17 protein-coding genes, 1 tRNA gene and 1 other annotated feature (1 of these 19 running past the window's edge) are annotated in these 22,051 nt (G+C 39.6%); of the genes, 15 read left to right on the top strand and 3 right to left on the bottom strand.

Features of this window, described 5'->3' with window-relative positions:
* Positions 1–6 precede the first annotated feature (6 nt).
* A complete protein-coding gene (treC, locus tag NY10_RS08480) occupies positions 7–1,662 on the top strand; it encodes an alpha,alpha-phosphotrehalase (RefSeq protein WP_058919560.1) in 1,656 nt (551 codons plus the stop codon).
* A 640-nt stretch (positions 1,663–2,302) separates the two neighbouring features.
* Here treC and treR read toward each other — a convergent pair.
* Both treR and NY10_RS08465 read right to left on the bottom strand, forming a co-directional pair.
* Complete coding sequence (treR, locus tag NY10_RS08475) at positions 2,303–3,031, bottom strand: trehalose operon repressor (protein WP_058919559.1); 729 nt, start codon at positions 3,029–3,031, stop codon at positions 2,303–2,305.
* Between the two features lie 281 nt (positions 3,032–3,312).
* Positions 3,313–4,155 (bottom strand): 3D domain-containing protein, encoded by an 843-nt coding sequence (locus NY10_RS08465; RefSeq protein ID WP_058919557.1) that lies wholly within the window; start codon positions 4,153–4,155, stop codon positions 3,313–3,315.
* A gap of 863 nt (positions 4,156–5,018) precedes the next feature.
* On the opposite strand from NY10_RS08465, the gene mnmE reads away from it, so the two are divergent.
* From mnmE to NY10_RS08450, 3 genes are all read left to right on the top strand, one after another.
* Positions 5,019–6,407: a tRNA uridine-5-carboxymethylaminomethyl(34) synthesis GTPase MnmE gene (mnmE, locus tag NY10_RS08460; RefSeq protein WP_058919556.1), complete on the top strand. Its 1,389-nt coding sequence runs from the start codon at positions 5,019–5,021 to the stop codon at positions 6,405–6,407.
* A gap of 200 nt (positions 6,408–6,607) precedes the next feature.
* The gene (gene mnmG, locus NY10_RS08455) at positions 6,608–8,503 is read left to right on the top strand and encodes a tRNA uridine-5-carboxymethylaminomethyl(34) synthesis enzyme MnmG (protein ID WP_058919555.1); all 1,896 of its coding nucleotides are present in this window, start codon (positions 6,608–6,610) and stop codon (positions 8,501–8,503) included.
* Between the two features lie 341 nt (positions 8,504–8,844).
* A tRNA-Val gene (locus NY10_RS08450) sits at positions 8,845–8,917 on the top strand.
* 82 nt (positions 8,918–8,999) lie between these two features.
* On the opposite strand, the gene NY10_RS08445 is transcribed toward NY10_RS08450, so the two are convergent.
* Complete coding sequence (locus tag NY10_RS08445; RefSeq protein WP_058919554.1) at positions 9,000–10,016, bottom strand: PTS sugar transporter subunit IIC; 1,017 nt, start codon at positions 10,014–10,016, stop codon at positions 9,000–9,002.
* 539 nt (positions 10,017–10,555) lie between these two features.
* Between NY10_RS08445 and rsmG the strand changes: the two genes are divergently transcribed.
* The 11 genes from rsmG to serS all read left to right on the top strand — a co-directional run.
* Positions 10,556–11,272, top strand: coding sequence for a 16S rRNA (guanine(527)-N(7))-methyltransferase RsmG (gene rsmG / locus NY10_RS08440; RefSeq protein ID WP_058919553.1), 717 nt, complete (start codon positions 10,556–10,558; stop codon positions 11,270–11,272).
* Positions 11,273–11,505: 233 nt separating this feature from the next.
* On the top strand, positions 11,506–12,270 hold the full coding sequence (locus NY10_RS08435; protein WP_058919552.1) for a ParA family protein: 765 nt from the start codon (positions 11,506–11,508) through the stop codon (positions 12,268–12,270).
* Positions 12,260–13,150: a ParB/RepB/Spo0J family partition protein gene (locus NY10_RS08430; RefSeq protein ID WP_058919551.1), complete on the top strand. Its 891-nt coding sequence runs from the start codon at positions 12,260–12,262 to the stop codon at positions 13,148–13,150. The genes NY10_RS08435 and NY10_RS08430 overlap by 11 nt, the downstream gene beginning before the upstream one ends.
* Positions 13,151–13,170: 20 nt before the next feature.
* Positions 13,171–13,362, top strand: a complete 192-nt coding sequence (locus NY10_RS08425; protein WP_058919550.1) for a DUF951 domain-containing protein — start codon at positions 13,171–13,173, stop codon at positions 13,360–13,362.
* A gap of 40 nt (positions 13,363–13,402) precedes the next feature.
* Positions 13,403–14,503 (top strand): redox-regulated ATPase YchF, encoded by a 1,101-nt coding sequence (gene ychF / locus NY10_RS08420; RefSeq protein ID WP_058919549.1) that lies wholly within the window; start codon positions 13,403–13,405, stop codon positions 14,501–14,503.
* Between the two features lie 61 nt (positions 14,504–14,564).
* Positions 14,565–15,248, top strand: coding sequence for a DUF1129 domain-containing protein (locus tag NY10_RS08415; RefSeq protein ID WP_058919548.1), 684 nt, complete (start codon positions 14,565–14,567; stop codon positions 15,246–15,248).
* A 222-nt stretch (positions 15,249–15,470) separates the two neighbouring features.
* Positions 15,471–16,952 carry an IMP dehydrogenase gene (guaB, locus tag NY10_RS08410; protein WP_058919547.1) on the top strand — a complete coding sequence of 494 codons (1,482 nt, stop codon included), beginning with the start codon at positions 15,471–15,473 and terminating at the stop codon, positions 16,950–16,952.
* Positions 16,953–17,120: 168 nt separating this feature from the next.
* Positions 17,121–17,810: a response regulator transcription factor CroR gene (gene croR, locus NY10_RS08405; protein ID WP_058919546.1), complete on the top strand. Its 690-nt coding sequence runs from the start codon at positions 17,121–17,123 to the stop codon at positions 17,808–17,810.
* A 39-nt stretch (positions 17,811–17,849) separates the two neighbouring features.
* Positions 17,850–18,983, top strand: a complete 1,134-nt coding sequence (locus NY10_RS08400; protein WP_082664223.1) for a sensor histidine kinase — start codon at positions 17,850–17,852, stop codon at positions 18,981–18,983.
* A 167-nt stretch (positions 18,984–19,150) separates the two neighbouring features.
* Positions 19,151–20,473: a serine hydrolase gene (locus NY10_RS08395; protein WP_058919544.1), complete on the top strand. Its 1,323-nt coding sequence runs from the start codon at positions 19,151–19,153 to the stop codon at positions 20,471–20,473.
* A gap of 87 nt (positions 20,474–20,560) precedes the next feature.
* Positions 20,561–20,811: a binding site (T-box leader), on the top strand.
* 107 nt (positions 20,812–20,918) lie between these two features.
* On the top strand, positions 20,919–22,051 hold the 5' portion of the coding sequence (gene serS, locus NY10_RS08390; protein ID WP_058919543.1) for a serine--tRNA ligase. Its footprint extends 151 nt past the window's final position; the window shows 1,133 of its 1,284 coding nt (coding positions 1–1,133); it begins with the start codon at positions 20,919–20,921; its stop codon lies beyond the right edge, outside the window.

Below are 22,051 nucleotides of genomic sequence, written 5' to 3'. Positions count from 1 at the left end.
ATAACATTGAGTACGTTTCACGAAAAAGTCGTTTATCAAATTTATCCGAAGTCTTTTAAGGATTCAGATGGAGATGGAGTTGGAGATTTAAAGGGAATTATTGAAAAAATCCCTTATTTGGCTAGTTTGGATGTGGATATGCTCTGGCTGAACCCTTTCTTTTCATCACCGCAAAAAGATAATGGGTATGATATTTCCAATTATACTGAAATTGATCCTTTATTTGGAACGATGGAAGACTTTGAAGTGCTCGTTTCAGAAGCTAAAAAGCACCAAATGGAAATTATGCTGGATATGGTTCTGAACCACACATCCATTGAGCATGAGTGGTTTCAAAAAGCATTAGCCGGCGATAAGAAGTACCAAGATTATTATATTTTAAGAGAGCCCAAAGCTGATGGTTCTTATCCGACCAACTGGGTTTCCAAGTTCGGCGGCCCGGCTTGGGCACCATTTGGAGATACCGGAAAGTGCTACTTGCATCTTTATGACGTTACTCAAGCTGATTTAAACTGGCGCAACCCGGAAGTTCGTAAAGAATTATATGAAGTGGTTAATTTTTGGCTGGAAAAAGGCGTGACCGGATTCCGATTTGATGTTATCAATGTGATTGGAAAAGAGGAAGTGTTGGTTGATGCGGAAGACAACGTAGGCAAATCATTGTATACCGACCGGCCGATTGCTCACGAGTTTATCCATGAGTTGAACCAAAAAACATTTGGACATGTAAAAGACTCAATGACTGTTGGAGAAATGTCTTCAACGACTGTAGAAAATGGTGTAGCTTATTCAAATCCTGAAAACGAAGAATTATCGATGGTTTTTAGTTTTCATCATTTAAAAGTTGATTACTTGAATGGAGAAAAATGGAGTTTGATGCCGTTTGACTTTATGAAATTGAAACAGTTGTTAGATGAATGGCAAGTCGGCATGTCGGAAGGCAATGGATGGAACGCATTGTTTTGGAACAACCATGACCAACCGCGGGGCATCAGCCGTTTTGGAGACCCTGTTAACCACTTTGAAGCTTCAGCTACCTTACAAGCGCAAACGATGCATTTGCTGCGTGGAACGCCTTATATTTACCAAGGCGAAGAGATCGGGATGACCGATCCTGGTTTCGAAGAGTTAGAGGATTATGTTGATATAGAAACATATAATGCTTATGCTGAATTGGTGGGAAAAGGGTTGTCGCATGAAGAAGCAATGGAGATCATTAAAGTGAAATCTCGTGACAACAGCCGAACGCCTATGCAGTGGAACAATGACTTGCATGCAGGGTTTACAACTGGTAAACCATGGTTGAAAGTAGCTGAGAATTTCCATAGTATCAATGTGGAGCAAGAACAAGCAACCGGCTCGATTTTAAACTATTATAAACAGTTGATTCGTTTGCGGAAAGAGATGAAAATTATCTCTGAAGGCAGTTATCGAGGAATCTTGATGGATCATCCAAGTGTTTATGGTTATGTCAGAGAATACCAAGGAGAACAATTGTTGGTATTAAATCATTTTTATGCTGAACCAGTAAGTGTTGAGATCCCGGAAGAATTCTTAAATCGCAAATGCCGCTATTTGATCGGCAACGGTGAGAAACGAGAATTGACCGAGATGTTGACACTGGAACCTTACGAAACGATCGCTTTTTATTTTGAAGCGTAAATAAAAGATCACAAAAAGAGAAAGAGCTTTAAATCGAAGTTTAAAAACTTTGATTTAAAGCTTTTTTATTTAACTATAAAATAGTGTTGGTGGGCTCGTAAGGCATGTAATTTCCTCTGGAATTCACGTATTTTCTTGTGGAAAGTCATAGAACCTCCTGGAGCCTTGGTAGTCTCCAGAAGCTTCAAATGGATATGTGTGTGCCTTAACTGTACGCTAAGATTCGACTTAAGGCACGCAAAACCCGGATACGTACCTTAACTGGACAATAAGCCCCGACTTGAGGCACGCAAAATCCAGATGCGTACCTTAACTGTATAATAAAACGCGACATAAGGTATGCAAACCCATTTTGAAGGCGATATGATAAGGATGAAAAAATTCTATCCATACGGTACATAAGAACACAGTACAAATTATATGAATAAGAGAAATCAAATAGAAAAATTCTTTCAAAATAGCTGTACTATGCACGACGAATCGTCTAACAGGTTTGTAGTAAGATCACAGAATAAGTAAGTAGAGTAGTTGGTCTACTCATCAAATCGCAATCATAAAAAAACTGTAGGGCGCAATTCATCATGCACTCTACAGTTTTTTTTATTTGTATAGGATAAGGCTATTATTTTGATTCCTTTATTTAAAGAGTTTCGCTTGGGTTTCTGCGTCGGGCAAATTCAACGAAGCGGAATCGATCTAAGCGGTGACGGGATTCGGTATACTGGAAGAGTGTTGTGTCTTCCAAATAAACATCGCTTCGGACCACTACGACATGCGTATCCTCATCATGCAGATCCATTAAAAGGTGATCCTCGGCGGTAGCTGGTTCAACAGTGATTTCTTTTTGAGCATAGCCGATCACTAATCCTAAAGTTTGCTCAATATAGGTGTAGAGAGAATCATGAGCAGCAGCATCAGGCATGTCTGAAATGACCGAAGCTAAAAGGTAATCTTTGTCTAAAATCACCACTTCTCCATTCACTTGCCGTTGTCTTTCAACATAAATAGCTGGCGTTCCTTCTGGCAGTTTCAAATGTTTGGCCAAAGCATCTGGCAATGGAGTATGGATATTTTTTGTAACGATCGTTTGGCTGTTGATGTGTTGAGCCGTTTGCAATTCTTTGTAGCTCGTCAAGCCAGAAACGGGAAAGTCAAAGCGTTTCACATCCAAAACAATCGATCCTTTGCCTTGTTTTTTTTGAATGTACCCATTTTCCAATAATAAAGATAAGGCTTTCCGAATGGTTTCGCGGGACACTGCGTATTTTTTTGCTAGTTCGTTTTCACTCGGCAAGAGGTCTCCCGCTGAATAAACCTGATTCAAAATAGCCGCTTCAATCGTTAAATAAATCTCAGTGAATTTGTTCATGTAAGTTGCCTCGCATTTCTTTATTTCCCTTATAGTTTAGCACATTCGGCAAAGGAAAAAACGAATCTTAATCATTTCTTTAGGAACAACTGCAGTATGGTTTGCTTAATGAAAACTGTGAAAGAAAGACCGTTTAGATTTGAGGTAATTGCTTGCAGTGAACCGATTTTATTTTATTCTAATTCTAAAAAAAGGCAAAAAAATACCCCCAAGATGTATACTGGACATCATTGGGGGTTGTTTATATCTGTTTTTGCAGTTTCAAGCCGTTTTGTTACAAATTAGTTTGAAACTTGTACATTCAATGTTTGTCTGCCAAAGTTCATTGCTTGGTTTAAGTCAGTCATGTGAATGTCGATGCGGTTTCCTTGAATAGCACTACCTGTATCGCCAGCAATAAATGTACCGTATCCTGGGACAGTAATCGTTGATCCTAAAGGAATAACACTTGGGTCTACAGCAATAACATTAGGATTTTCATTTAAATTGATTCCTGTAGCTGTTGTGTCGCTTAATTCAGGTTGGTTAGTTGAATAAGCAGTAGCTTCAACGGAGACTGTTTGGCCAGATTGTGCTGCTGGTTCAGCTGTTTGTGTTTCTGCTGGTTGTTCTTCAACAGGGGCTGCAGCTGGTTCTTCCGTTTTTTCTTCAACGGGTGCTAGAGTTGTTTCCTCTGCTGGAGCTTGCGCTTCTTCTACTGGCGCTTGTGTTTCTTCTTGTGGAGCTTCTACTTCAACCGCTTCTTCAGGTTGGCTCACATCGTAGCTCACAACTTCATCTTCATTTTCAATGGTCACGGTTGAATGATCAGCTGATAAATGAATCGTGTTGCCGCTATAGATTGTATTAGCGTTATTGATATCATTGATATCGACTAATGCATTAAGGGAATTGTCTGTAGCAGCTGCTACAGAAGATAATGTATCTCCCCATTGGATAGTGTATTCTGTGCTGCCATCTTCGTTATTTTGGATATCTTGTTTAATATCATCTACTGAACGAGCTTCCCAAGTAGTAGCTTCAAATTCTGCTGCTGAGGCTTGGGTTGGGTTTGAAACAGCTACGACTCCTGTTAAAGCTAAAGTAGCACCTGCGATAAATAATTTTGATTTAAAGTTAGACATTAATTTTTACTCTCCTTTTTATTTCCTAATAGTTTTATTGACTATATTTCGTTAAGAGCATATGACTGTAGTTTCGGACGACATATTCAATTGTATGTTATACGACTAAAGGTCTCTGAAGGACTCGTTCCTTCAACATTTGCTATCCTACCACGAATATTGAAAAAATAAAGGCATTACGCTAATCGTTATGCTTTCTTATCCTGTTTGTATTATTTGGGCCTTTTTTTGTCGAAAAAACGACAAATCGGCATTTTTTGTAAGATAGGGCTTTCTTTGTAATCTGTTCGATATGTTAATGCATTATTCGTAAACTAAGGTTCTGATTTTCACTGAAAAATCAAAAATCACTCGATTTTTTATAAAAAAAAGGAGGACAATCGAAAAAAGAGAGGCTGTTTAGGTTTAAATAACAATGTTTTTAGGTTTTTAACTAAAGCATTGTAATGTAATAAGGAGTTGTTTTTTGTTTTAAAATGGGAAAAAGCAAAAGAGCAAGATCGTTTGCGCATCTTCTATAGGAAGACTTTAGTTTTCTGCTAGCCTTGAAACGAACTTTTTCTATATAAAAAAGCCACCAAGCAGTTTATCTCATTTTTTAAACGATTAAACTAATGAAGAGTTTTTTCAATAGATAGAACTTATTCTTAACTTGCTAAAAAAAGTGAACCGAAATTATTGACAAATAGTTAGAGAACTTGTATAGTCTTAACGGAGCAACAAGAAATAGAAACTAAACCATAAAATTAAACTTATCTGAATGATAAAAGTAGTCAAAGTGCTTTATCCATTCCATTTGTCAAAAGCAAAGGGGTGGAGTGGGCACTTTTTTCGTGCAAAAAATTAATAAGGAGTGAAGGAGTTTGTCATTAGAATTTGAAACAATCGCAGCCATTTCAACGCCTCCTGGTGAGGGTGCTATCGGTATTGTCCGTTTAAGTGGAGAAAATGCAGTAGAAGTTGCTGATCGTGTTTATCGTTCAGGAGCAAAAGTTTTAGCCGAACAAAAAAGCCATACGATTCATTATGGTCATATCCAAAATCCAAAGACGAATGAAGTGGTGGATGAAGTGATGATTTCAGTCATGCTGGCTCCTAAAACTTTTACACGTGAAGACATTATTGAAATCAACTGTCATGGCGGCATTACTTCTGTTAACCAAGTACTGCAAGTTGTTTTGCAGCAGGGTGCTCGTCTAGCTGAACCTGGAGAATTTACCAAACGTGCTTTTTTAAATGGACGAATTGATTTATCACAAGCTGAAGCTGTGATGGATTTGATCCGGGCAAAAACAGATAAAGCGATGCACGTTGCTTTACAGCAACTGGATGGCAACTTATCTAGCCTGATCCGGAGTCTGCGTTCAGATATCCTAGATACATTGGCACAAGTAGAAGTGAACATTGACTATCCTGAATACGATGATGTCGAAACGCTGACGTCTCAATTACTAGTTGAAAAAGCAACTCAAGTAAAAGCGCATATCCAGCAGTTATTGCAAACAGCTAGCCAAGGGAAAATCCTACGAGAAGGACTGGCGACAGCCATTATCGGACGCCCTAATGTCGGAAAATCTAGTTTATTGAACTTTCTTTTACAAGAAGAAAAAGCCATCGTCACGGAAATTGCCGGAACGACACGTGATGTGATTGAAGAATACGTCAATGTCAGAGGAGTTCCGTTAAAACTGGTTGATACAGCCGGCATTCGTGAAACAGAAGACATTGTCGAACGCATTGGAGTCGAACGCAGCCGACAAGCGTTGAAAGAAGCCGATTTAGTGTTGCTGGTTTTCAATCAAAATGAGCCATTATCTGAAGAAGACCTTTTATTGATTGAAGCGACGAACCAAAACCACCGTATCGTTATTTTAAATAAAGTTGATTTACCGAATCAATTAGATTTGAACAAATTAGAAACGTTGGTCGATTCCGATTCTATTGTTAAAACATCGATTTTGACGAAATCGGGAATCGATCTCTTAGAAGAAAAAATAGCAGCTTTATTCTTTGCCGGCAACACAGGAGAACGGGATGCCACTTATGTATCAAACGTCCGCCATATTGCTTTGCTGAATGACGCTGAATCGGCACTGGATGATGTGATCACAGGCATTGAGGCAGGACTGCCGGTAGATCTTGTGCAAATGGACATGACCCGTTGCTGGGATCTGTTGGGCGAAATTACAGGAGACAGCGTTCAAGATGAACTGCTCAACCAACTTTTCAGCCAATTCTGTTTAGGAAAATAAAGATAATATGCGGAGCGTTCTGTTCAGCTCTGACAGAAAAATAGAAAAGTTCCCGCAAAAGGCTGTAAGCCTTGAGGATCATTTCTTCTTTTTTCCGGAGAGCTAGAGAGCGCAGCTCAATTAACAAGATACGAACATTATTTAACTTTACTATAGAAGAAAGTAATTAATTTGACTGACTAAACGAGAGGAATGATTTGATGCAACAATATGAAGCAGGTAGTTTCGACGTCATCGTAGTTGGAGCGGGACACGCAGGTTCGGAAGCAGCTTTAGCAGCAGCCAGAATGGGAAGCAGTACCTTATTGATTACCATTGATTTAGATATGGTTGCGTTTATGCCGTGTAACCCATCGATTGGTGGGCCAGCTAAAGGTGTCGTTGTCCGCGAAATCGATGCTTTAGGCGGAGAAATGGGACGTAATATAGATAAAACTTATATCCAAATGCGGATGCTGAATACAGGCAAAGGGCCAGCTGTTAGAGCTTTACGCGCCCAAGCGGATAAATTTATGTACGCAAATGAGATGAAAAGTACACTTGAAAAAACTGAAAACTTGCTATTGAGACAAGGGATTGTTGAAGAATTGATTGTTGAAGAGGGAGTTTGTAAAGGGATCATCACGAATACAGGCGCTATTTACCGCGGAGAAGCGGTTATTTTAACAGCGGGCACATCTTCACGTGGTCAAATCATCATAGGAGAATTGAAGTATTCTTCAGGTCCAAACAACTCACAACCGTCCATTAAACTATCAGAAAGTTTGCTGGAACATGGATTTGAACTAGAGCGGTTTAAAACCGGTACACCACCGCGTATTAAAGCTTCAACGATCGATTATAGTGTGACGGCCGAACAACCTGGAGATGAAAAACCCAACCATTTCAGCTATGAAACACCAGACAGTGCTTATTTGAAAGATCAATTGTCTTGCTGGTTGACTTATACCAATGAAACAGCTCACAGCATTATTCAAGCTAATTTGCATCGTGCGCCAATGTTTACTGGAATCGTTGAAGGAGTAGGCGCTCGGTATTGTCCTTCTATTGAAGACAAAGTAGTTCGCTTCAGTGATAAACCGAGACACCAACTATTCTTAGAACCTGAAGGCCGCAACACAGAAGAAGTTTACGTCCAAGGTTTATCTAGTTCGCTTCCAGAAGATGTCCAAGAGGATGTGCTGCATTCTATTGCTGGTTTAGAGAATGCCGAAATGATGCGGACCGGCTATGCCATCGAATACGATGTTGTTGTTCCTCATCAATTGCGTCCATCATTGGAAACGAAGACCGTTGAAAATCTTTTTACTGCTGGACAAATGAATGGAACTTCTGGATATGAAGAAGCGGCTGGTCAAGGTTTAATGGCTGGTATCAATGCAGCTCTTAAAGTCCAAGGCAAAGAGCCTTTTGTGATGAAGCGGAGTGAGGGATATATTGGTGTAATGATTGACGATTTGGTAACGAAAGGAACAAGTGAACCTTATCGCTTATTGACTTCTCGCGCTGAATACCGGTTATTGCTGCGTCATGACAATGCTGATTTTCGTTTAACAGAAATTGGGTACCAACTGGGTCTGGCGACAAAAGAACGCTATGAAACTTGTTTAACGAAAAAAATACAAGTTGAAAAGGAATTGGAACGTTTAAGCACGACTCGTTTAAAACCAACGGATGAGATCCAAGCCTTTTTAGCTGAAAAAAATATCGCTCCATTAAAAGACGGTATTTTAGCCATTGATTTTTTACGTCGTCCGGAATTATCTTATTGGGATATTCTTACTTTTGCGCCTTTAGCCGAAAGTCTTCCTAAAGATGTAGAAGAGCAAATAGAAATCCAAGTGAAATATGAAGGATATATCAAAAAAGCTAATCAAAAAGTAGATAAATTAAAACGCATGGAAAACAAACGTATCCCTGAAAATATTGATTATCTTGCTATTAATGGGTTAGCTACTGAAGCTAAACAGAAATTAACTCAAATCCGTCCTGAAACGATTGCTCAAGCAAGTCGTGTCAGCGGTGTGAATCCAGCAGATATTTCAATCTTAATGGTTTACGTAGAACAAGGGAAAATCGCAAAAGTTCAAGTATAATAAACGGCTGTTTGACAAATTGTATTGGTAACTCGTGAGGGACGAAATTTCTTCCGGAATTTATGTGTTTGCTTGTAGAAAGCCATGGGACCGCTTGGAGGCTTGAATTCTCTTCATGGCTACAAGCAGACACTATTCCTCCAGAAATTTCAAATCTGTAGCATGCAAGCATTTCACTTACCAATACTAAAATGATAGAATTTAATAAAAATGCCCTGACTTTGCAAAGTCAGGGTTTTATTGTGCAGTATAACGCGAAAAGGCTTTACTTAACGTTTCTATTCGCCTATAATAAGAATATCGGTGTTTTTGCCAGCAATCCATGTTGACAAACCACTTTTGGTTCCTTAGCTCAGTTGGGAGAGCACTACCTCGACAAGGTAGGGGTCGCTGGTTCGAGCCCAGTAGGGACCATATCTTATAACCGAAAAGAAAGAGAACAGACATCAACGTCTGTTCTCTTTCTTTTATTTGTATTGAGTCAAAGGGCAAGTTTTTATTCTACAACAAGTGCCAAGTCGCCTTTGTTGACCCATTTAACTTTTTCCATAGCTGTATTGACCACGACGGCAATAGCAATGGGTACTAAAACACCGGCTAACATATAAACACCAAAACCAACAAATCCTTGAGCTGCCAAAATATTCAAAGGCGCGATCAATGAACAAAATCCAAGTCCGCCAAGGGCGCTAGGAGCTGTAAAACCTAGAATCACTGTAGCAAGTGGTGCAGCCACAGCTGCTGCTACGATTGGCCCGATCAATACCCTTGGGTTTTTAACGATATTTGGCAATTGCACTTTAGGTGTACAAACAAATTGAGCTAAAAATCCGCCAAGATCATTTTGTCGCATAGAAACGAATGAAAAAGCCATGTACATACTCGTTGTACCAACTAGCATAGCCGCACTTGAAACGGGGTCTAAATTCAAAGCAATCGCAATTGCTGCAGAAGAAGCCGGCGACATCAAAACCAGCCCGCCTACAACCGAGATAATGGCTGCTCCGATAATAGGAGATCCAGAAACAGACGCTGAAATAAAAGCACTGACAGTATTTAATAATGGCGCAATAACAAAGTTTAAGTAATAGCCAGCGACTCCTCCAGCTAATATAGCTGTAATGGGAATAGCCATCATATCTAAAGGCGTTTTTCCAGAGATGCGTTTGCCGACAAAAGTAGCAATCGTCGCTGCAATCAAACAACCGATCGGTTCCCCAGTTGCAATAGCTAAGACGCCTTCAGCGGTCATGTGAACAGCACCTGCTCCGATCGTACCAGCAGCCATCGCACTAAAGACGGTTAATGTGTTGGCTCCCAGCATAATGGCGATACCCGCACCAATCGCCGGCGCCATCAACATTTTTGTAGCCGTTCCGATCGTCACTAAAATAGCGAGGCCAGTCATGTTGCCGATGGTTTCGAGTAATAAACCAATTCCAATCGTTACAAAAATAGCATTTGCAACCCCGGATGATGCTTTGTACATACGATCGACTAAATAATTTTTCATTCTTCTTCGCCTCCAAATAAAATAGTGTTTGTAATTTCCTGACAACGCAGCTTATGATGGTCCCAAATTTTATTCACCCTATAAAAAAAAGACAAGCCTTTGAGTTACAAAGGCTTGTCTCATCTATTAACAGATGATTGAGCCCAGTGTACGTAAACAAGGACTCAACTAAATGAATAGTTCGAATCCTGGGTCAAATCAATAAGTTAATAATGACTAGAGTTGTCTTCATAGTAGAACAGTTAGTGGTTTGATTCATTTTCGTCGTTTTCATATAAAGCAACTCCTTTTCATTTGTCGTTGTCAGACTATTAAAAACATTCTAACTGCTATTCACACCAAAGTCAAACTTTATATTCATTAAATTCTCATTTATTGTGTTTGTGGTTATTTTAATGGCTTAAACAGCTCTCTTTTTTGGCAAAAAAGAAATAAAAGTTTTGATTAAGCATTGCACTTAGACTAGTTTTGTTATACAGTTATACAGATGAACCTGTGAAACAAAATAGTGTTTCACACTATCAAAAGGAGTTGTCTTTATGAATCCAGAAGAGTTTAAAAAAGCCCTTCACGATAAAGGGATTGACGTTACGGAGAAGCAAATGCAACAGTTTGATCACTATTTGGTCTTATTACAGGAATGGAATGAAAAAATTAATTTAACAGCTATTACGGAACAAGAAGAAGTCTACTTAAAGCATTTTTACGACTCAATAACTGCTGGGTTGTATGTGGATTTTAACAAAGGGGTCCAAAGCTTATGTGATGTAGGTGCTGGTGCTGGGTTTCCGAGCATCCCCCTAAAAATTATTTTTCCTCAATTAGAAGTAACCATTGTCGATTCTTTAAATAAAAGAATCCAATTTTTAACGACTTTAGCTGAGAAATTAGAATTAGAAGGTGTACACTTCTACCATGACCGTGCTGAAACATTTGGACAAAACAAACAGTTTCGTGAATCGTTTGATTTTGTGACGGCTAGAGCTGTGGCTCGTATGAGCGTATTAGCTGAACTTTGCTTACCGTTAGTCAAAAAAGGCGGTGTATTTATCGCTTTGAAGGCTAGCAATAGCGATGAAGAGATGAAAGAAGGACAAAAAGCGCTTGCTACATTGGGCGGCAAGTTCCGGGAAGAGTTTGTTTTTGAACTTCCGAAAGAAGCTGGCGAACGTCATGTTCTACTAATTGATAAAAAGAAAGAAACGCCAAAAAAATACCCAAGAAAACCAGGAACACCTAATAAGAATCCTTTATAGAAGAAAGCTGCTAGAAAAAGTTCTTGTCTAGCGCTTCAATAAGCATCCAAAACGGAAGCGGTACCCGAAAAACGTCTGCAGCATCTGAGACGATCAAAAGTGAATAAAGAGCGATAAATGATAGATCATTTTGAACAAATGCGTAAGGGAAAGATGCGCATGCGTATTCTTTCCCTTTTTTTATATCAAGAACATGAGAGCAAACGACGAGGATCACAAACGGAGGGAAAAGAATGGCACGAATTATAGCAGTCGCAAATCAAAAAGGCGGAGTTGGGAAAACAACTACAACAGTTAACTTGGGCGCTTGTTTAGCTTATTCTGGTAAAAAGATCTTACTGGTTGATATCGATGCTCAAGGAAATGCAACAAGTGGGCTAGGTGTGCGTAAAGTGGACGTTGAAAAAGATATTTACGACATTCTGGTCAATGAAACGCCGATTGAAGAAGTGGTTTTGCCTTCTTCAAGAGAAAATTTATGGGTAGTACCGGCTACTATACAGTTGGCTGGAGCAGAGATTGAATTGACCAACCAAATGGCTCGGGAAACAAGACTGAAGCAGGCGCTGGCGAAAGTTTCAGACGATTATGATTACATTCTAATTGACTGTCCGCCTTCATTAGGGCATTTGACGATCAATGCGTTCACAGCGAGCGATACGATTTTAATTCCAGTGCAGTGTGAATATTATGCTTTAGAAGGTTTAAGCCAATTATTAAATACGGTTCGTCTGGTCCAAAAACATTTTAATCCAGATTTAAAAATCGAGGGTGTTTTATTGACTATGCTCGATGCACGGACAAACCTTGGCTATGAAGTAGTCGATGAAGTTAAAAAATATTTCCGCGAAAAAGTTTACAAAACTATTATTCCGCGGAATATCCGATTATCTGAAGCGCCCAGCCATGGGCTGTCGATTATCGATTATGATCCACGTTCAAGAGGAGCAGAAGTTTATCTTGAGTTAGCAAAGGAAGTGTTAGCGAATGGTCAATAAAAACAGTAAGGGTTTAGGCAGAGGAATTGACGCGCTTTTTAGCGATTATTCTGATTTAGATAAAATTGATGTTTCCAGTGAACGCGTTCAGGAAATTGAGTTGGGAGATATTCGGCCGAATCCTTATCAACCTCGAAAAACCTTTGACGAGGAAGCGTTGGACGAGTTAGCACGTTCGATCAAGCAGTCAGGCGTTTTTCAACCCATTATTTTGCGCGAGTCGACTGTCAAAGGTTTTGAAATCATTGCGGGAGAACGCCGTTTTAGAGCTTCTAAACTTGCCGGGAAAACTACCATTCCAGCCATCATTCGCGAATTTGATGAAGAGAAAATGATGGAAGTTGCGGTGTTAGAAAACTTGCAGCGGGAAGATTTGACTTCGCTTGAAGAAGCAGAAGCCTATGATATGCTAATGAAGAAATTAAAATTGACCCAAGAAGAAGTTGCTACTCGTTTAGGCAAAAGCCGTCCTTACATCGCTAATTACCTGCGTTTGCTAGGGTTACCTGAAGCCGTCAAACAAATGCTGCAAGACAACGAAATTTCGATGGGTCAAGCGCGGACGCTGCTGAGTTTAAAAGAAAAGAAGCAAATCGTTAAGTTAGCAAAACGGGTAGTGAAAGATAATCTAACCGTTCGTCAGTTGGAACAACTGGTCAGTCAAATGAACCAGCCAAAAGAAAAAGTTGCTAAAGCAGCCAAAGCGATCCAAAAACCTTATTACATTCGTGAAAGCGAAGAACGGTTGATGGACAAATTTGGGACGACAGTAACCATCAATGAAAAAAATAAAAAAGGCAAAATTGAAATTGAGTACCTTTCAACAGAAGATTTGACCCGTATCTTAGATGTACTAGAAATTCAATTTGATGACGAATAAAAAAGGCAGGGTGTGAAGATATGTATGACTTGAACGATGTGGTTGAAATGAAAAAACCTCATCCATGCGGAGAAAATCGTTGGCAGATTATCCGGATGGGCATGGATATTCGAATCAAATGTACTAAATGCGGACACATGGTGATGATGCCCAGAAGAGAATTTGAAAAGAAAATGAAAAAAGTCCTCGAGCATGCTGAACCAAAAGAGTAAAATAAGCTAGAGAAATATGAAAAGAAAGAGTGAGTAAAACATGTCATTAACAGCAGGAATCGTGGGTTTACCAAACGTAGGAAAATCAACCCTTTTTAACGCCATTACCAAAGCAGGAGTAGAAGCAGCAAACTATCCATTTGCAACGATCGACCCGAATGTCGGAGTAGTAGAAGTACCGGACTATCGTTTGAATCGTTTAACAGAACTTGTTGTGCCTAAGAAAACTGTTCCAACGACGTTTGAATTTACAGATATCGCCGGAATCGTTAAAGGCGCAAGCAAAGGCGAAGGTTTAGGAAACAAATTTTTGGCGAATATCCGTCAAGTAGATGCCATTTGTCATGTGGTACGTTGTTTTGATGATGAAAACATCACACACGTAGAAGGCCGCATCGATCCATTATCAGATATCGAAACCATTAATTTGGAATTGATCTTAGCTGACTTAGAAGCCGTTGAGAAACGTTACACACGGGTTGCTAAAGTCGCACGAACAAAAGACAAAGAGGCTATGATCGAATTAGCTGTATTGGATAAAATCAAACCAGTCTTAGAAGCAGGCGAGTCTGCTCGTACAATAGAATTAGATGAAGACGAACAAAAAATCGTTAAAAACCTCTTCTTATTAACAACTAAACCAGTGTTGTATGTAGCCAATGTGGCCGAAGAAGAAGTAGCCAATGCGGATGAAAATGAGTACGTTAAACAAGTTCGTGAATTTGCTGAAAAAGAAAACGCAGAAGTTATTGTGATTTGTGCGCGTATTGAAGAAGAGATCGCTGAATTGGAAGACGATGAAAAAGAAATGTTCTTGGAAGATTTAGGCATTGAAGAATCTGGATTGGATAAATTGATTCGTTCAGCTTATTCATTATTGGGCTTTGCCACTTACTTTACGGCAGGTGTTCAAGAAGTGCGTGCTTGGACATTCAAAAAAGGCATGAAAGCACCGCAAGCTGCAGGTGTCATTCATACTGACTTTGAACGAGGATTTATTCGGGCAGAGACAGTGTCATTTGAAGACTTAGACAAATACGAAACTATGCAGGCAGCCAAAGAAGCTGGACGAGTTCGTTCAGAAGGAAAAGAATATGTGGTTCAAGACGGCGATGTCATGTTGTTCCGTTTCAACGTATAACATATAGAACAGTTGCCAGCTACACTTTTAATCAAGAGGATTCAATAAGGAGGCTTTTCCGGTGGGACAAGAGAATACAAATGAACAGGTGATTAAAAAAGAGGAGAACGAAACACTCTTTCAGCAATTAACCAAGCGTAATGACCAATACATGATGAGCTTAGACAAAGCGTTGATTGCAGCTAATATTTCTGAAGAAAGACGAGTAGAAATCTATAACGAGATGCTGAAAAATTTAATTGAAGGCCAAAAATCTGGCCAAACAGCTCGTCAATTGTATGGAACCGTCACAGAACGCACAAATATTTTGCTGTCAGCACCAAAAGAAAGCGAAACTGGACGCTCTGAAGATTGGAAAATCGTTTTAGACGGCGGCTTGATGATGGGGGCAATGTTTGCTTTCATTACAGGTATTTCTGGCTTCATCGGCAGCGGGCAAGGGTCTGAGATGGGAATCATCACGATGATTCTGAACTTTATCATCGGCGGATTTGCGATTTTATTGATTTCAAAAAATGTACCGGATAAAACAAAACCTAAAAAAGGCAGTATGTTACGTTACATTTTAGTGTCGTCAGCTGGAATGATTGGGTGGATGGTCTTAATGACAGCTTCGATGACCTTCATTCCAAGTTCCATTAATATTTTAATGCCAGCAGGCGTAAATATAGCTATTGGAGTAGCAGCTTTTGCAGCTAAAATGTATTTCAAACGCACATTAAATATTCGCGGTGGTTTATTCTAATTGTATAAAAGTGAAAGCTTCAGACCAGGTTAGTGAAAATGGTTTGGAGCTTTTTCTCATCATTTTTTTAGAAAATAGACTTTTTCTATGAGCTTTTATGGGAAAACGTTTATGAAAGCCTTATTCTGATAAACTATTCTTGACGGACCGGGGTATCTCTGTTATTTTTGTAAGTAAAATCTCAACCAAATTCAAAGGGAAATAGAAGGAGTGTTTGTTTAAATGTCGAATTGGGAAACGAAATTTGCAAAAAAAGGCTTCACATTTGATGATGTTCTCTTAGTTCCAGCAGAAAGCCATGTTTTGCCAAATGATGTTGATTTAAGTATACAATTAGCTAAAAACATTAAATTAAGCGTGCCGATCATCAGTGCCAGTATGGATACTGTAACAGATTCAAAAATGGCTATTGCCATGGCTCGACAAGGCGGTTTAGGCGTTATTCATAAAAACATGAGTGCTGAACAACAAGCAGGAGAAGTCAGAAAAGTAAAACGTTCTGAAAGTGGTGTAATCATTGATCCTTTCTTCTTAACTCCGACTCATTTGATTTCCGATGCAGAACATTTAATGGGGCGTTACCGGATCAGCGGTGTGCCAATCGTTAACAATATGGAAGATCGTCTTTTAGTAGGGATCTTAACCAACCGTGATTTGCGTTTCGTAACCGACTACAGCATTCCAATTGAAGATGTGATGACAAAAGAAAATTTAGTCACTGCTCCTGAAGGAACTTCTTTGAAAGAAGCTGAAGCCATTTTACAACAGCATAAAATCGAAAAATTACCGATCGTTGATGATGCTGGACGTTTAAGCGGCTTGATCACGATCAAAGACATTGAAAAAATTCTGGAATTCCCAAATGCTGCTAAAGACGAACACGGACGTTTATTGGTTGCTGCTGCAGTAGGAGTGACTACTGACACATTTGAACGTGCACAAGCATTGATCGATGCAGGTGTCGACGCTATTATTGTTGACACAGCACATGGACATAGTGCAGGTGTTATTCGTAAAATCAAAGAAATTCGAGAAGAGTTTCCAGAAATTACGCTCATTGCCGGAAATGTGGCGACTGGTGAAGCAACCCGTGCGTTATATGATGTTGGCGTAGACGTTGTAAAAGTCGGGATTGGTCCAGGATCGATTTGTACGACTCGTGTCGTCGCTGGTGTCGGTGTTCCGCAAATCACAGCAATTTATGATGCAGCTGCGGTTGCTCGCGAATATGGCCGTACGATCATTGCAGATGGCGGAATCAAGTATTCAGGAGATATCGTTAAAGCTTTAGCTGCTGGCGGACATGCGGTTATGTTAGGCAGCATGCTTGCTGGTACAGATGAATCACCAGGCGAATTCGAACTTTTCCAAGGTCGTCGTTTTAAAACATACCGTGGCATGGGAAGTTTAGCCGCAATGGAAAAAGGGTCAAGCGATCGTTACTTCCAAGGTGGCGTAAATGAAGCCAACAAATTAGTTCCAGAAGGAATCGAAGGTCGTGTGGCTTATAAAGGCGCAGTATCTGATATTATCTTCCAATTATTAGGCGGTTTAAAATCCGGTATGGGATATGTTGGCGCAGCGAATTTAGAAGAATTGCGTGAAGACGCTCAATTTGTCCAAATGAGTGGGGCAGGTCTCCGCGAATCTCATCCGCATGATGTTCAAATCACTAAAGAAGCACCAAACTATTCAATCCAGTAATTGAGAATGCAGCCGAATGATTCCTTCTTTTTATAATAGAGGAACATTGCTGCCATAGAAGTTGGCCGAAAGACGTTAGTGTCTTTTGGCCAACTTCTATTTTTTAACGAATTCTTTAGTAATTTCTGTTATGATAAATAAAAATACACCTGAAAATGAGGGAAATGTATGAAAATTTTAGTAGTCGATGACGATAAAGAAATTGTCGAGCTCTTAAGCATTTACATTAAAAATGAAGGCTATGAGGTAGTCAAAGCTTATAGCGGCAAAGTTGCTTTAACAAAATTAACGGAACATAAAGATATTGATTTAATGGTTTTAGATGTAATGATGCCAGTACTAGATGGAATGGAAGTCGTCAAAACGGTTCGTCAAAATTCACAATTGCCTATTTTGATGTTGAGTGCCAAAACAACCGATGTCGATAAAATCAAAGGTTTAGTAACGGGTGCGGATGATTATGTGGCGAAGCCGTTTAATCCATTAGAAGTAATGGCTCGAATCAAATCTTTACTGAGACGCAGCACTTATGCAACGACTCAAGATGAACCGGATAAATTAGAAATTGGTCCGTTGATCATCCAAAAAGAATCTCACGAGGTCTGGACGCTGACCAATCAATCGATTCAACTAACTGCTTTGGAATTTGGCATTTTGTATTTATTAGCCAGTCATCCAAATCGAGTTTTTAGTGCAGACGAAATTTTTGAACGGGTATGGCAACAAGAAAGTTTGGTTTCTGCTAAAACAGTGATGGTCCATGTGAGTCATTTGCGCGATAAAATTGAAGAAGCCACTGGCGGAGAAAAAGTGATCCAGACCGTTTGGGGCGTAGGGTATAAAATCGAAGATCGTTAAGTTAGAGAGGAATCCAAAATATAGGAGTTGAACAAGCGCTTGAAAATAACCAGAAAAGAAAAGAGCAAATTGATTCTGGAAGGATTTATCACTGTCGGATTGATTGGTTTAGTCTATTATGCAGCCTTTGTCATTCTCAGTCGGGCCATATCCGCTTTCCCTGGAATTATCCGTTCTTTATGGATTTTTGGGGACGCGATCATCAGTATTCAAAGCAATCGAGTGATTTCGATTACGCCTTTTTTTGCATTTGTGCTGATCATCATAGCAGCGATAGCGATTCACTGGCGGCTGAAGAGACGTTATAAGCAAATGCAATTGAACCATGTCATTAGTGAACTGCACTACATTGCAGAAGGACATTATGAACACCGTATCGCAACGGATCTTAGCGGAGATATGAAAAAAGTCGTAGACAGTATTCACGTCTTAGTTGATAGTACCGTTAAGGCAATGGAAGAAGAGCGGAAAATCGAACAATCCAAAGATGAATTGATCACTAATGTCAGTCACGATATTCGGACACCGCTGACGTCTATTATCGGCTACTTAGGTTTAATAGAAGAAAGACGGTATCAAAATGAAGATGAACTGCTGAAATATACCCATACAGCGTATGTTAAAGCTAAACAAATGAAAGTGTTAGTAGAAGATTTATTTGAATACACACGTGTGCGTCAAACAACAACGCCTTTAAATTTAACGGAATTTGATATGGTCCAGTTATTGGAACAATTAGCTGCTGATTTTGAATTAGAAGCTGAAAAAAAAGGCATGCAAATTGAAGTAGTCAGCAAACAAGAAGTGATCCTGATGGAAGCTGACACAGAAAAAATCGTCCGCGTATTCAATAATTTGATCTCTAATGCCTTGAATTATGGAAACGATGGACAACACGTTTTTATTGAAGTGGAAAAAGTAGGGCAAGAAGTCGTGATTTCAGTTAATAACGATGGCAGCCCAATTCCTGCTCAATCGTTGAAACAACTGTTTAATCGTTTTTACCGTGTAGAAGAATCGCGTTCGCAAGAAACCGGCGGAACAGGGCTAGGCTTAGCGATCGCTCAGAGTATTATCGACCTTCATGGAGGCAGCATTTACGCAAAATCAGATAAACACCTCACGCAGTTTATCTTGCATTTTCCTTTAACTCAGCCTTCCCAAAAAGATTAAAATGTTTCACGTGAAGCAATTGCAAGAAAACAATATTTAAAAACAACTGTCTGCTAAGGGATTATCCAAAAGAGGGTTGTTTTTTTTATGAGATTTCGCTACCATAGAACAATGAGTGGATTTTGTCCATTTAAAATCGAGAGAAAACTATTGAGGAGATTTAAGGAATGAAAAAATTAACGAAATTCGGACTGGCATTTGTGATTACCTTAATGGTAGGAACTGTTCTTCCAGTTTTTAATGCAAGTATGACCGTTTCAGCTGCAGAAGCTGCTCCAGAAATTGAAGCTGCCGCTGCATTTATTATTGAACCTACTACTGGGAAAGTGTTATTGAATCAAAACGGTGATGAAAAACTGGGAATTGCTTCGATGACAAAAATGATTTCAGAATACATTATTTTTGAAGCCGTTGAAAAGGGCGACATCACATGGGATCAATCTATTCCCATCAGTGATTATGCACATAAAGTTAGTCAGAACAATTCGTTATCCAATGTTCCTTTAAGACAAGACGAAACTTATACAATTGAAGAGTTGTATCAAGCTATGGCTATTTATTCCGCAAACGGTGCAACCATAGCGATTGCTGAAGCAATCGCTGGAAGTGAACCTGAATTTGTCGACATGATGCGTGAACAAGTAGAATCATGGGGAATTAAAGACTACGAACTTTACAACAGCACAGGATTATCAAATTCCGATTTATACGGCAACCTTTATCCTGGCAGCAGCGAAGACAGCGAAAATGCTATGTCTGCTCGCGATATCGCTATTGTAGCGCAGCAATTACTGAAATCTTATCCAGAAGTATTAGAAACAACAAGTATTCCAGTAATGAATTTTAAAGAAGGCACATCGGATGAAATAAAAATGGAAAACTGGAACTGGATGTTGTCAGGTTTAATTTCTGAACGTGAAAACGTCGACGGTTTAAAAACAGGAACCACTGATTTTGCCGGTGCTACTTTTACCGGAACCGCACTAGAAAATGATATCCGGATCATTACTGTCGTGATGAACGTGAAAGATGGACAAAAAGATTTGAGCAAACGGTTTGTTGAAACCGATAAGATGATGGACTGGGCTTTTGCGAACTGGGAAGTAACAGAAGCTTATCAAAAAAATGATGTTATAAAAGAAGTCAAACCTCTAGCTGTAAACAAAGGAAAAGCTGACACTGTAAAAGTAGCCGCTGGTTCTGATATCAGCTTACTCGTACCTACTGGAACCGACTTGGAAAACTTAAAGGTTACATACCAACCTAAAAAAGAGTTGTTAAATGAAGAAAACCAAGTATCAGCACCTATAAAAAAAGCTGACAAAGTAGGAACGGTTCAAGTAACAACAGCAGACGATGAATTAGGCTATGTTAATGGCGATATGGGCGAAGAAGCAGAAGTTGTTGCAGCTCAAACTGTTGAAAAAGCTAATGTCTTCGTTCTAGCTGGACGCTGGATCAAAGGCTTCGTTTCTAACTTAATAGGCTAGATAAAAAAGGAGACCGTTGATGGTCTCCTTTTTTATTGACATGCGAGTGGCCATCGGGTAGAATAAACTCAAATCAATTAAATAAGTCGAACGTTAGTAGTGTGAGCTAGTAAAAGAGATAAAACGCATAGAGAGTCAGTGGTTGGTGGAAACTGATGGTTTGTTTTTTTGAATCCGTCACATGAAGTAAACAATGAACCAAAGCCAACTGAAGAAACGGCTTTGCCTAAATTGCTTCGGATCCAGACCGTTATCTGTTGTAAAGCGTAGAATCTGTCTGTCTGATGGTTTCTAAATTTGGGTGGTACCGCGAACTTCGAGGCCATTTCGTCCCATGAACCAAGGGAGGAAATGGCTTTTTTTGTTGCTCTGAAAAAGATTGAATCTCGTTCAATGAGGGGTTAAGTTCGAAATCCTAAAGAAAAGAATAGAAAGGAAGAGAAATATGTTAGATATAAAATTGCTTAGAACGGACTTTGAGAATGTAGCGGAGAAACTTGCTACACGAGGAGTGAAACCAGAGGTATTAGAAAACTTTGTTCAATTAGACAGCCAAAGACGCGAGTTATTGGTGGAGACCGAAAAGTTAAAAAAATACCGTAATGAAGTTTCAAGTGCGATCGCTGCTATGAAACGCAATAAAGAAGATGCTGATGCTAAAATCCGTGAGATGCGCGAAGTTGGCGATCAGATCAAAGGCTTAGACGAACAAGTGACAGAAGTCGATAATCAAATCGATGCGATTGCCACCGGCTTGCCTAATTTGCCTCATCATTCTGTACCCGTTGGGGCAGATGAAGAAGATAATGTTGAGATCCGCAAATGGGGAACGCCGAAAACCTTTGACTTCGAAACTAAAGCTCATTGGGAAATTGGCGAAGACTTAGACATTCTGGATTTTGAGCGGGGTTCAAAAGTATCCGGGAGCCGTTTCCTTTATTACAAAGGTTTAGGCGCCCGGTTGGAACGGGCTGTTTACAATTTCATGTTGAATCTGCATACGGAAGAACACGGCTATACTGAAATGATCACACCTTATTTAGTGAATAGTGAATCTATGTTCGGTACCGGTCAGTTCCCTAGATTTAAAGAAGATGTGTTTCAAATTGAAGGAACAGATTTAACGCTTATTCCGACAGCGGAAGTTCCTTTAACGAATTACTACCGTGGTGAAATCATGAAAGAAGAACAACTGCCTGTTTACTTTACAGCAATGAGCCCTTCATTTAGATCAGAAGCAGGCAGTGCTGGACGCGACACTCGTGGGTTGATCCGTCTGCATCAATTCCATAAAGTTGAAATGGTGAAATTCAGCAAGCCAGAAAACTCTTATGATGAGTTGGAAAAAATGACTCAAGATGCAGAGTCTGTTTTACAAAAATTAGATTTGCCGTATCGTGTATTGGCACTATGTACAGGAGATATGGGTTTTTCAGCTGCTAAAACATATGATTTAGAAGTTTGGATCCCTACTCAAGATGTTTACCGAGAAATCAGTTCATGTTCAAATACTGAAGCTTTCCAAGCGCGCCGTGCTAAAATCCGCTACCGGAATACAGCAACAGAAAAATTAGACTA

Source organism: Carnobacterium sp. CP1, from assembly GCF_001483965.1.
Lineage (GTDB): Bacteria > Bacillota > Bacilli > Lactobacillales > Carnobacteriaceae > Carnobacterium_A > Carnobacterium_A antarcticum.
This window is presented reverse-complemented; position numbering and strand designations above follow the sequence as displayed.

What these genes read in the sequence shown, in the direction of transcription:
- NY10_RS08465 (WP_058919557.1), bottom strand. Translation starts at nt 4,155, where the DNA reads ATGTCTAACTTTAAATCAAAATTATTTATCGCAGGTGCTACTTTAGCT.
- treR (WP_058919559.1), bottom strand. Translation starts at nt 3,031, where the DNA reads ATGAACAAATTCACTGAGATTTATTTAACGATTGAAGCGGCTATTTTG.
- NY10_RS08395 (WP_058919544.1), top strand. Translation starts at nt 19,151, where the DNA reads ATGAAAAAATTAACGAAATTCGGACTGGCATTTGTGATTACCTTAATG.
- mnmG (WP_058919555.1), top strand. Translation starts at nt 6,608, where the DNA reads ATGCAACAATATGAAGCAGGTAGTTTCGACGTCATCGTAGTTGGAGCG.
- NY10_RS08445 (WP_058919554.1), bottom strand. Translation starts at nt 10,016, where the DNA reads ATGAAAAATTATTTAGTCGATCGTATGTACAAAGCATCATCCGGGGTT.
- NY10_RS08425 (WP_058919550.1), top strand. Translation starts at nt 13,171, where the DNA reads ATGTATGACTTGAACGATGTGGTTGAAATGAAAAAACCTCATCCATGC.
- guaB (WP_058919547.1), top strand. Translation starts at nt 15,471, where the DNA reads ATGTCGAATTGGGAAACGAAATTTGCAAAAAAAGGCTTCACATTTGAT.
- croR (WP_058919546.1), top strand. Translation starts at nt 17,121, where the DNA reads ATGAAAATTTTAGTAGTCGATGACGATAAAGAAATTGTCGAGCTCTTA.
- NY10_RS08430 (WP_058919551.1), top strand. Translation starts at nt 12,260, where the DNA reads ATGGTCAATAAAAACAGTAAGGGTTTAGGCAGAGGAATTGACGCGCTT.
- NY10_RS08435 (WP_058919552.1), top strand. Translation starts at nt 11,506, where the DNA reads ATGGCACGAATTATAGCAGTCGCAAATCAAAAAGGCGGAGTTGGGAAA.
- ychF (WP_058919549.1), top strand. Translation starts at nt 13,403, where the DNA reads ATGTCATTAACAGCAGGAATCGTGGGTTTACCAAACGTAGGAAAATCA.
- rsmG (WP_058919553.1), top strand. Translation starts at nt 10,556, where the DNA reads ATGAATCCAGAAGAGTTTAAAAAAGCCCTTCACGATAAAGGGATTGAC.